We start from the raw sequence: 11,501 nt of genomic DNA on the forward strand, positions 1-11,501 counted from the left end.
GGTGCGGGGCCCGCTCCGTTTGTGTGCGCCCGGTCCGGCTACAGAGCGGCGGCCCGTGCCTTGCGGTAGATCAGGGCGCCCCCGAGGAGCGTCCCCGCGCCCACCGACAGCGCCAGGCCGAGGGGCACGTCGCCGCCGGTCTGGGCGAGCTGCGCGACGCCGTGGGGCTGAGTGACGGTCTGCGTACCCGGGGTGTTGGTGTCACCACCGGGGACCTCACCACCTGGGTTGCCCGGCTTCCCGGGCTGCTGCGGGGACGCCTCCTCGGAGTCGCCCGGCGGGTTCTGGTGGCCGCCACCCGGGTTCTCGTGCGCCCCTCCGCCGCCCGAGTTCCCGCAGTCGTTGCCCGCGACCCCGTTGGCGATCCCGACCACACTGATGTTGTCGCCGCACACATTGACCGGCACATCGACCGGAACCTGCACGTGGTTGCCGGAAGCCACCCCCGGCGAGTTGCTCGCGTGACCGTCGGCCTGGGAACCGCCGTACGACGAACCGGAACCACCACCGCCGTAGCCGCCCCCACCGCCGTTGGAACAGTCGTTACCCATGGCCGAGTTGCCGACGCCCACCACATTGACGCTGTTGCCGCACGCGTTCACCGGCACGCTCACCGGAGCCTGCACAGTGTTCCCGGAAGCCACACCCGGCGAGTTGCCCGCGTGACCGTCGGCCTGGGAACCGCCGTACGACGAACCGGAACCACCACCGCCGTAGCCGCCCCCACCGCCGTTGGAACACTTGTTGCCCGCCGCCGGGTTGAGCAGTCCGACCACGTTCACAGTGTTGCCGCAGACGTTGACCTCGGCCTCCACCGGCGCCTGGACGGTGTTGCCGGACAGCACGCCGGGTGAGTGGGTGGCGGAGCCCTGCGCGCCGGAGTCGGCGTGGGCGTAACCGCCCGCCGCGGCGAGGACGCCGGACGCGGCCGCCACCGTCATGAGGCCTTTGCGGGTGACCTGTCGCATTGCTGATTTACCTGCCTTAGCCCTATGTTCTGATCTTCTGTACCTTGTCGAGAGACCGATCGGCCCCGGAGCGCATGGCGCGCACTCCGGGGCCGACGGTTTTTTCAGGCCCTCACCGGGTGAGGCACAACGTCACTTGTTGATGCAGGTGTTGCCGAAGGCAGGGTTCAGCAGCCCGATCACCGAGATCGTGTTGCCGCACACGTTCACGGGGACGTGAACCGGCACCTGGACGACGTTGCCGGACGCGACACCCGGGGAGTGGACGGCGGCACCCTGGGCGCCGGCGTCGGCGACAGCCAGGCCCGCACCCGCGAGAACCAGGCCACCGGTGGCAGCCGCAGTGGCGACGACCTTCTTGATCATTGTTCCTCCTTGTTGGCAAAGCGACTCCAAGTAGCGAGTCGCATCACCTGTAACGAGGAGGGAGTAATCGAGCTACGAGCTGATGGTCCGATTCACCCAACCCGGTCGACCCTCGTACGCGCTGCCGAATAAAGGAGTTTCGTTTCAGCACACAATTCCGGACAGAACAAAGGCGGTTCAGGACCGGCCGGGGTCCAACCAGGGACCCGTCGCGGAAGGTACAGAAGGTCAGGACGCGTCGATGAAACGGTCGAGCACACGCACGCCGAACTTCAACCCCTCCACCGGCACCCGTTCGTCGACGCCGTGGAACATGCCCGCGAAGTCCAGCTCCGGCGGCAGCTTGAGCGGCGCGAAGCCGAAGCCGCGGATGCCGAGGTCGTCGAAGGACTTGGCGTCCGTACCGCCGGACAGCATGTACGGGACCGCCTTCGCGGCCGGGTCCTCGGCGAGCAGCGCGGACTGCATGGCGTCGACGATCGCCCCGTCGAAGGAGGTCTCCAGCGCCTTGTCGGAGTGCACGTCCTCGCGTCGCACCGTCGGGCCGAGGATCTTGTCGAGGTCGGCGAGGAACTCCTCCTCGAACCCGGGCAGGAACCGCCCGTCGACATGTGCGGTGGCCTCGCCCGGGATGACGTTGACCTTGTAGCCGGCGCCGAGCTGCGTGGGGTTGGCGGTGTTCCGCAGGGTCGCGCCGATGAGCTTGGCGATGCCGCCGAGCCTGGCGAGGGTGCCCTCCATGTCCTCCGGGTCGAGCTCGGTGCCGAGCGCGTCGCCGAGTTCGTCGAGGAAGGCCCGGGTGGTCTTGGTGACCCGCACCGGGAACTGGTGGCGGCCGAGGCGCGCGACGGCCTCCGACAGCTCGGTGATGGCGTTGTCCCGGTGGATCATCGACCCGTGCCCGGCCGTACCGGCCACGGTGAGCTTCATCCAGTGCATGCCCTTCTCGGCCGTCTGGATCAGATAGAGCCGCCGCTGCTCGCTCACCGTGAACGAGAACCCGCCGACCTCGCTGATCGCCTCGGTGACGCCCTCGAAGAGATCGGCATGGTTCTTGACGAGGTGCTTCGCCCCGTACGTGCCGCCGGCCTCCTCGTCCGCGAGGAAGGCGAGCACGATGTCACGCGGGGGCTTGCGGCCGCTGCGCAGCCGATCGCGCACGACCGCCAGCGTCATCGCGTCCATGTCCTTCATGTCGACCGCGCCCCGGCCCCACACACAGCCGTCCGCGACCTCGCCGGAGAACGGGTGGTGGGTCCAGTCCGCCGCGTTGGCCGGTACGACGTCGGTGTGGCCGTGGATGAGCAGCGCGGGCCGGGACGGGTCCTCGCCCTCGATACGGGCCACCGTGGAGGCGCGGCCCGGGTGCGACTCGAAGATCTTCGGCTCCAGCCCCACCTCGGCGAGCTTCTCGGCGACGTACTCGGCGGCCTTGCGTTCCCCCGGGCCCGAGTGGTCGCCGAAGTTGCTGGTGTCGATCCGGATCAGCTCGCGGCAGAGGTCCACGACCTCGTCCTCGCCGGTCACGCGCCTGCCCGTGTCCGTCTCACTCACGCTGGTTCCTCCCGCTGTCGCTGCTGGTGGTTCCCCTCATCCTCCTCCTGCCCCACCGCTCGCCCCAAGACCGGGACCGGCCCGTCACAAGCCGTTCACGCCCGGCCGCACCCGGGACGGGGTGTGATCGGGGGCCCCGGAAAGCCTGGTAATGTTTCCTTCGTCGCCGCGGGGGAGAGCCCGCACGACAGACACCTTGTCCGGGTGGCGGAATGGCAGACGCGCTAGCTTGAGGTGCTAGTGCCCTTTATCGGGCGTGGGGGTTCAAGTCCCCCCTCGGACACATAGTGGCGAAGGCCGCGACCATCAGGTCGTGGCCTTCGGGCGTTACACTGACGAAATGTGGGCGACGTCTCTCCCCACGGGGAAAACCCCAGGTCACGACCCATCCCCCCACCCCTCCGGGTCGTCCTGCGGACACCCCCGCTTGGTCGACACGACAGGCCGTAGTCACCCGAGCACTAGAGTATTGGGCTTGTTCGGTGTCGGTACGGAAATATCCTCAGGCAGACCTGCGGGCCCGTCGGCACCCCCGGATGGTCCGGGTTCGAGAGGCGAGGATCCGATGGCCGCCGTATACGAGAGTCCTGACCTGACGCTGCTCGACGGAGAGCTGGCGGAGGGAGCCGGGGGGTTCGGCGGGGCGGCGCGATTCTCGGCCGGTCCGGCGGCCTCCCCGCGCACCCTCGTCGATGTCTTCGAGGCGTCCGTGCGGTCGTACCCGGACGAGCCCGCGCTGGACGACGGGAAGCGTCGGCTGACCTATCGCGCGCTGGCGGTCGAGGTGGAGACCCTGCGGCGGCGGCTGGCGGCGGCCGGGGTCGGGCTCGGGGACCGGGTCGGGGTGCGGGTGCCGTCGGGCACCAACGAGCTGTATGTCGCCGTCCTCGCGGTGCTCGCCGCCGGGGCCGCCTATGTGCCCGTCGACGCCGAGGACCCCGATGAGCGGGCCGAGCTGGTGTTCGGCGAGGCGGAGGTGCGGGCGGTCGTCGGAGCCGGGCACGGGCTCACCGTGCACGGCGCGTCCGACTCCCCCGCCGCCAGGCCCGGGATCGAGCACGACGCGTGGATCATCTTCACGTCCGGGTCGACGGGCAGGCCCAAGGGTGTGGCCGTGAGCCACCGCAGCGCGGCCGCGTTCGTGGACGCCGAGGCCGAGCTGTTCCTCACCGAGGAGCCGATCGGGCCCGGTGACCGGGTGATGGCCGGGCTGTCCGTGGCCTTCGACGCGTCCTGCGAGGAGATGTGGCTGGCCTGGCGATACGGGGCCTGTCTGGTGCCGGTGCCGCGCTCGCAGGTCAGGAGCGGCGCCGATCTGGGGCCCTGGCTGGTCGAGCAGGAGATCACGGTCGTGTCGACCGTGCCGACACTGGCCGCGCTCTGGGAGCCCGAGACCCTCAACGACGTACGGCTGCTGATCTTCGGCGGTGAGGCCTGCCCGCCGGAGCTGGCGCAGCGGCTGGTGACGGAAGGGCGCGAGGTCTGGAACACATACGGGCCGACCGAGGCCACCGTCGTCGCCTGCGCCTCGCTGATGTCCGGCGAGGAGCCGATCCGGATCGGGCTGCCGCTCGACGGGTGGGAGCTGGCCGTCGTCGACGAGGCCGGGGAGCTCGTGCCGATGGGTGGCAGCGGGCAGCTCGTGATCGGTGGCGTGGGGCTCGCGCGGTATCTCGACGCCGAGAAGGACGCGGAGAAGTACGCGCCGCTGGAGTCGCTGGGCTGGGAGCGCGCCTACCGCAGCGGTGACCTGGTGAAGGCCGAGCCCGAGGGGCTGGTCTTCCTCGGGCGGGCCGACGAGCAGATCAAGCTCGGCGGGCGGCGGATCGAGCTGGGCGAGGTCGACGCCGCGCTGCAGGGGCTGCCCGGGGTCGCGGGCGCCGCGGCCGCCGTACGGACCGCGCGGAGCGGGAACCAGCTGCTCGTCGGCTATGTGGTCACCCAGGACGGGTGGGACCAGGCGACGGCCGTCGAGAAGCTGCGGGCGGAGCTGCCGGCCGCCTTGGTGCCGCTGCTGGCGCCGGTGGCAGAGCTGCCGACCCGGACGTCGGGGAAGGTCGACCGGAACGCCCTGCCGTGGCCGTTGGCGGATCTGGAGACCGCCGGGCCGACCGAGGAGCTGTACGGGACCGAGGCGTGGCTCGCCGAGCAGTGGACCGGGGTGCTGGGCATCCCGGTCGGTGGCGCGGGCGACGACTTCTTCGCGATAGGCGGCGGCAGCCTTGCCGCCGCACAGCTGACGACCCGGCTGCGGACCCGGTACCCGAGCGTCGCGGTGGTGGACATCTACCAGCGGCCCACGCTCAGGAAGCTGGCCCGGTATCTGGAGGAGTCCCGCGAGGAGGACGGTTCCAGCCGGGCGGTGGCACCCGTACCCGTGCGGGCGCGGCTCGTCCAGCTCCTGCTGCTCGTACCGCTGTTCACGCTGCTCGGGCTGCGGTGGGTCGTCCCGCTGGCCGCGCTCGGGAATCTGCTCGGGCCGTACGCCTGGCTGCCGACCGCCTCCTGGTGGGCCGTGGCGGCCGGGGCGGTGCTGTTCTACACCCCGCCGGGGCGGCTGGCGATCGCGGCGGGCGGGGCGCGGCTGCTGCTGCGCGGGGTCGAGCCCGGGCGGTACGAGCGCGGCGGGAGCGTGCATCTGCGGCTGTGGGCGGCCGAGCGGCTGGCCGAGTTCAGCGGGGCGACCTCGCTGACCGGGGTGTGGCTGGAGCGGTACGCGCGGGCGCTGGGCGCCAAGGTGGGGGCCGATGTCGACCTGCACGCGCTGCCGCCGGTGACCGGGATGCTCAAGCTCGGGCGGGGTTCGGCCGTGGAGTCCGAGGTGGATCTCTCCGGGTACTGGCTGGACGGGGACCGGCTGGAGATCGGACCCGTGAAGGTGGGCGCCGGCGCGGTCGTGGGGACGCGGAGCATGCTGCTGCCGGGGGCCAGGGTCGGCAAGCGGGCCGAGGTGGCTCCCGGGTCGGCCGTGGCCGGGCAGGTCACCACCGGGCAGCGCTGGGCCGGGGCACCGGCGGTCAAGCTGGGCAAGGCGAAGCGGAACTGGCCCGAGGAGCGGCCCCAGCGTGGCCTGTTCTGGCGGGTGTCGTACGGCGTGACGGGGGTCGCGCTGACCGCGCTGCCGGTGCTCGCCGGGGTGGCCGCGCTGGCCGTGCTGACGCTGTTCGTCGACCCGGACGCCGGGCTCGGCAAGGCGATGCGAGGTGCGGCGCTCGGGCTGGTGCCGGCCACGCTCGCGTTCGGGGCGGCGTACGCGCTGCTGCTGCTCGTCGCCGTACGGCTGCTGAGTCTGGGGCTGCGGGAGGGCACGCATCCGACGCACAGCCGGGTCGGGTGGCAGGCGTGGACGGTCACGCAGTTGATGGACCGGTCGCGGCAGACGCTGTTCCCGCTGTACGCCGGGCTGGTCACACCGGTGTGGCTGCGGCTGCTGGGGATGCGGATCGGGCGGGGCGCCGAGGTGTCGACCGTTCTCGCGCTGCCGAGTCTGACGACGGTCGGCGACGGGGCGTTCCTCGCGGACGACACGCTGACCGCGCCGTACGAGCTGGGTGGTGGCTGGCTGCGGATCGGGCGGGCTGAGATCGGGCGGCGGGCGTTCCTCGGGAACTCGGGGATGACCGCGCCGGGACGGTCCGTGCCGGACGGCGGCCTGGTGGGTGTGTTGTCGGCGACGCCGAAGAAGGCCAAGAAGGGCAGCTCGTATCTGGGGCTGCCACCGGTGAGGCTGCCCCGGTCGGCCGCGGACGGCGACCAGAGCCTGACGTACGAGCCGCCCGCGCGGCTGCTGTGGGCGCGGGCCCTGGTGGAGCTGTGCCGGATCGTGCCGGTGTTCTGCTCGGCGGGGCTGGTGCTGCTGACGGTGGCGGCGCTGAGCGTGCTGGGCGGCTGGGCGTGGCTGCTGGGCGGGGTCGTGCTGCTGGGTGTCGGGGCCCTCGGATGTGTGCTCTCGATCGTCGCGAAGTGGCTGCTCGTGGGGCGGCACCGGAGCGGTGAGCATCCGCTGTGGAGCGGTTTCGTGTGGCGCAACGAGCTGGCGGACACCTTCGTGGAGGTGCTGGCCGTGCCGTGGCTGGCCGGGTCGGTGCCCGGTACGCCGGTGCTGAACGTGTGGCTGCGCGGGCTCGGTGCGAACATCGGCAAGGGGGTGTGGGTCGAGAGTTACTGGCTACCCGAGACCGACCTCGTCACGCTCGGTGACGGGGCGACGGTGAACCGGGGGTGTGTGCTCCAGACCCACCTCTTCCACGACCGGATCTTGCGGACGGATACTGTTGAACTCCGTGAGGGTGCCACTTTGGGCCCGGGCGGAATCGTCCTGCCCGGCAGCGTGGTCGGGGCCCGCACCACGCTGGGTCCGGCGTCGCTGGTCATGGCCGCGGAGTCCGTTCCGGACGACACCCGGTGGCTGGGCAACCCGATCGAAGCATGGCGCCGCTGAGGGCGGCTCGTGCGACGTCGGGCCATTCGGGGGACGATGGACGTCGTACGAGAGCACAGCGGGGAGCAGAAGCGGCAGTGGCGGTTCAGCAGTCAGTGGGTCCGGACCCGTACTTCCCGGCGAACGGTGATTCCCGTTACCGGGTGCATCGGTACGAGCTGGCTGTGGACTATCGACCAGGGCCGAACCGGCTGTCGGGCACCGCGCGGCTCAACGCCATAGCGGGCCGGGCCGCGCTCGCCGAGTTCCAGCTGAACCTCGCCGACTTCAAGATCGGCCGGGTGCGGGTCGACGGCCGGACGCCGCACTACACGCACCGGGGCGGCAGGCTGCGCATCCGGCCCGCGAAGCCGATCCGGCCCGGGGCCGCGTTCACGGTCGAGGTCCACTGGTCGGGCAATCCCAAGCCGGTGAACAGCCCCTGGGGCGGGCTCGGTTGGGAGGAGCTGACCGACGGGGCGCTGGTGGCGAGCCAGCCGGTCGGGGCGCCGTCCTGGTATCCGTGCAACGACCGGCCCGCCGACAAGGCCTCGTACCAGATCTCGATCACGACGCCGTCCGCGTACCAGGTGGTGGCGGGCGGGCGCCTGCTCACCCGTACGACGAAGGCGTCCACGACGACGTGGGTGTACGAGCAGTCGGCGCCGACGTCCAGCTATTTGGTCGGCCTGTCGATCGGCAAGTACCAGACGGTGCTGCTGGGCGACCCGAGGCCGGGCGGGGTGCCGCAGCACGGGCACATCCCCGCCCATCTCCTCACGGAGTTCTCGCGGGACTTCGCCCGGCAACCCGCCATGATGGAGCTGTTCGAGGAGCTCTTCGGGCCGTACCCGTTCGGTGAGTACGCGGTGGTGGTGACCGAGGAGGAACTCGATGTCCCGGTCGAGGCACAGGGGTTGTCGTTGTTCGGCGCCAACCACGTGGACGGGGCGCGGGGTTGGGAGCGGCTGGTCGCGCACGAGCTGGCCCACCAGTGGTTCGGCAACAGCGTGTCCATCGCCGACTGGCGGCACATCTGGTTGAACGAGGGGTTCGCCAAGTACGCGGAGTGGCTGTGGTCGGATCGCTCCGGCGGGCGTACGGCACACCAACTGGCCGCCGCCGCGCACCAGAAGCTCTCCGCGCTCCCCCAGGATCTGCGACTGGCCGACCCGGGCCGCAAGCTGATGTTCGACGACCGGCTCTACGAGCGCGGCGGCCTCACCGTCCACGCCGTCCGCTGTGCGCTCGGCGACGACGCGTTCTTCCGCATGCTGCGCGGCTGGGCGACCGTTTACCGCGGCGGCGCGGTCACGACGACGGCGTTCACCGCGCATGCCGCGCGGTACGCGGACGGGCCGCTGGACGAGCTGTTCGCCGCCTGGGTGCACGGGACCAGGCTGCCGCCGCTGGCTCGGACGCCTCCGCCGCCCCTGCGGTCGCCGGACGGCAGGCCCTAGCGCACCGGTCTTCTACCGGCACTCGGTCCGGGACCGGCCGGATGCTTCGGTGGGGTGGCCCAGCGCTCCGTACAGTTCGACGCAGGTCTCGGTGCCTCGGTGCAGGTTGCGCAGGGCGAAGCGCTCGTCGGGGGCGTGTATGCCGTCGTCCGGGAGGCCGAAGCCGAGGAGCAGGGTCTGGGTGCCGGTGGTGGCAGCGAGTTCGCTCACGAAGGGGATCGAACCGCCCGAGGGCAGGAGCAGGGGGGCTCGCCCGAACACGCGGGTGCAGGCCCGGGCCGCCTCCGTGACGCCCGGGCCGTGCCGGTCCAGGGTGTAGGGCGGGCAGTCGGCGAGGACGACCAGGCGGCTGCGCACGGCGCGCGGGGTGTGCTCGGCGAGGTGGGCGCGCAGGGCCCGGGCCACGGTGGCCGGGCGTTGGCCGGGGACCAGGCGGACGCTCAGGTCCGCGGCGGCCCGGACCGGGATCGCGGATCTGGCCGCGCCGGACAGCGCGGTGACGACGACGGCCGGGCGGACGGTGGTGCGTTCGAAGGCGGAGTGGCCGGGCTCGCCGTGCCCGGTGACGGCGCCGGCCGGGGCCAGCAGTTCGTGGGCCGAGGGGCCGACGCGGGCCAGCCGGGCTCGTTCGGCCGGTGCCAGGGGGTGTACGTCGTCGTAGAAGCCCGGGACCGCGATCCGGCCGTCGGGGGTGTGCAGGCTCGCCACCAGGGCGCACAGGGCCCGGGTGGGTTCGGCGACCGCGCCGCCGAAGGCACCCGCGTGGAGTTCTGTGGCGGGGCCGGTGACCTCGATGCGGGCGGCGAGCGAGCCGCGCAGGGCGCTGACGAGGGTCGGGGTGTGCGCGTCGCGCATACGGGTGTCGGAGACGACCGCGAGGTCGGCACACAGGTACGCGGGTGTGCGGCGCAGCTCGTGGAGCAGGGTGGGGCTGCCGATCTCCTCCTCGCCGTCCAGGACGACGCGCACGTTCACCGGAAGGCCGCCGGTCGCGGTGAGCCAGGCCTCCAGGGCGGCGAGGTGGGCCGTGAACTGGCCCTTGTCGTCGGCGGCTCCGCGTCCGTACACGTGGCTGCGGTCGACGACCGGGCGGAAGGGGTCCGTCGTCCAGGCGCCGCACGGCCCGGCGGGCTGGACGTCGTAGTGCCCGTAGATCAGCAGTACCGGCGCCCCCGGCCGGCGCAGCCACTCGCCGGTGACGACGGGCGCGACGCGGCCCGGCCGCACGGCGACCGCGTCGAGCCCCAGAGCGCGCAGGCACCCGGCGAGGCGTTCGGCGCAGCGGCGGAGGTCCGTTCGGTGCGCGGGCGCCGCGCTGACCGTGGGGTGGCGCAGGAGCGCGCACAGCAGCCCGAGGGTGGCGGGGCGGCGGGCGCGGGCGATGCGCAGGGCGGCTTCGGTGGGGGCGCGGGCGGCATGCGGTGGGGTTCGCGCGGGGGTGCGCGCCCGGTGCTGGGCGGCTGTGCGCGCCTCCCGGGTGGGGGCTGCCCGGGAGGCGCCGGATGCCATCACACGCGTGCCCCGTTGAGCGGTGCCGTGACGCGGCCTCGCGGGGCGGCGCCTCGGACGGCCGGGGGTGCGGGTGGGCGGCGGGTGACGCGCTGCGCTGCGGCGGCGGGGGCGGCGGGGCGGTCCCAGGGCAGGGCGGCGCGCCGGTCGTCACGGGGAGGCGTCAGGCCCAGCGACTGGGCGCTGGTGAGCCATTCCTCCGCGCTCTCGGCGATCTCCAGCAGCAGCGTCTCGAACGTCGACCGCTGGTTCTGCAGCAGGTGCGGCTGCGCCAGCCAGCGCAGCACCTCGCGGCCCGCGATGGCCATCCGCTGCCGGGGCGAGGTGACGAGACGGTCGCCGAAGTACTGGGCGAGCACGATCTCCACGACGTCCCACGCGGTGTCGGCGCCGTACAACTTCCTGATGTCGTCGGAGCCGAGGATCCGGTACGCCTCGTCGAGCAGTTGCATCACTTCGACGCGCAGCACGTTGACATGGCCGTACGAGGTGAACTTGAGGTTGTTGCGCAGGTCGAGTCCCGCCCGGCGGACCACCGCGATGCTGCCGAAGCTCGGGTCGTACGCCCGTTCGCGCAGCACGTCCGAGATCCGCTTGTCGCGGTGGAAGAGGGCCACTTGGTGGGTGAAGTGCTGGAACAGACCGTGGAAGTCGCTGTTGACCCGCGAGCCCGATGGCACCGGTGTGCGACCGTAGCCGAAGGCACGACGGTACGCGGCGAGCCGGTCTCGCCGGGTGTAGCGCAGGACCTCCCTGCGGTCGAACTGGTAGAGCGCGTAGGCGCCCGCGCCGCTGGAGAGATAGACGGCACCCGCGCGGAACAGCTCCTGGAGCTTCTGCACCGCGCGGAAGACGCCGATCATCTCGTGCTGGTAGATGTAGTAGAGGTCGGCCATCGCCACGAGCCGCTCGGACGAGACCGCCTCGTCGTACGGCTCGATCGCCTGCGGCAGCCGCGCCTCGCCGAGCGCCTCGGCGGCCTGTTCGCCGAGGCCGACGAGTTGGGCGAGTCCCTTGTCCGGCGGTGGTTTCTGCTGCAGATCGGCCGTGATCGCGGACTGCAGCAGGTCGTCGATCTGCTTGTTCAGTACGTCCGCGAGCTGTGGGTCGGCGACGAGCTGCGAGGACAGCCGGTCGGTGACGGTCTCCCGGAGGGCCGCGATGCGGTCGAGGAAGGCCTGGTAGTCCTGTACGTTCGCCATCGTGGGTCTCCTCGTCAGGTCG

At 72.1% G+C, this 11,501-nt stretch carries 7 protein-coding genes and 1 tRNA gene; 3 read left to right on the forward strand and 5 right to left on the reverse strand.

Features of this window, described 5'->3' with window-relative positions; genetic code table 11:
- Nucleotides 1-38: 38 nt before the first annotated feature.
- From ACFU53_RS03520 to ACFU53_RS03530, 3 genes are all read right to left on the reverse strand, one after another.
- The gene (locus tag ACFU53_RS03520) at nt 39-968 is read right to left on the reverse strand and encodes a chaplin (RefSeq protein ID WP_383985623.1); all 930 of its coding nucleotides are present in this window, start codon (nt 966-968) and stop codon (nt 39-41) included.
- Between the two features lie 132 nt (nt 969-1,100).
- The gene (gene chpH, locus ACFU53_RS03525; protein WP_257563186.1) at nt 1,101-1,334 is read right to left on the reverse strand and encodes a chaplin ChpH; all 234 of its coding nucleotides are present in this window, start codon (nt 1,332-1,334) and stop codon (nt 1,101-1,103) included.
- A 228-nt stretch (nt 1,335-1,562) separates the two neighbouring features.
- Entirely contained in the window at nt 1,563-2,888 is a 1,326-nt protein-coding gene (locus tag ACFU53_RS03530; protein ID WP_383985625.1) for a M20/M25/M40 family metallo-hydrolase, read from the reverse strand.
- 198 nt (nt 2,889-3,086) lie between these two features.
- Between ACFU53_RS03530 and ACFU53_RS03535 the strand changes: the two genes are divergently transcribed.
- From ACFU53_RS03535 to ACFU53_RS03545, 3 genes are all read left to right on the forward strand, one after another.
- Nucleotides 3,087-3,171 (forward strand) — tRNA-Leu (locus tag ACFU53_RS03535).
- Between the two features lie 282 nt (nt 3,172-3,453).
- Nucleotides 3,454-7,329, forward strand: a complete 3,876-nt coding sequence (locus tag ACFU53_RS03540; protein ID WP_383985627.1) for a Pls/PosA family non-ribosomal peptide synthetase — start codon at nt 3,454-3,456, stop codon at nt 7,327-7,329.
- 77 nt (nt 7,330-7,406) lie between these two features.
- Nucleotides 7,407-8,768 (forward strand): M1 family metallopeptidase, encoded by a 1,362-nt coding sequence (locus tag ACFU53_RS03545; protein WP_383985630.1) that lies wholly within the window; start codon nt 7,407-7,409, stop codon nt 8,766-8,768.
- Between the two features lie 12 nt (nt 8,769-8,780).
- Here ACFU53_RS03545 and ACFU53_RS03550 read toward each other — a convergent pair whose 3' ends face one another.
- Together ACFU53_RS03550 and ACFU53_RS03555 are read right to left on the reverse strand one after the other, a co-directional pair.
- On the reverse strand, nt 8,781-10,277 hold the full coding sequence (locus tag ACFU53_RS03550) for a M20/M25/M40 family metallo-hydrolase (protein WP_383985632.1): 1,497 nt from the start codon (nt 10,275-10,277) through the stop codon (nt 8,781-8,783).
- Nucleotides 10,277-11,479: a hypothetical protein gene (locus ACFU53_RS03555; RefSeq protein WP_383985634.1), complete on the reverse strand. Its 1,203-nt coding sequence runs from the start codon at nt 11,477-11,479 to the stop codon at nt 10,277-10,279. The genes ACFU53_RS03550 and ACFU53_RS03555 overlap by 1 nt, the downstream gene beginning before the upstream one ends.
- Nucleotides 11,480-11,501: the final 22 nt, after the last annotated feature.

Source organism: Streptomyces sp. NPDC057474, assembly GCF_042802555.1.
GTDB lineage: Bacteria > Actinomycetota > Actinomycetes > Streptomycetales > Streptomycetaceae > Streptomyces.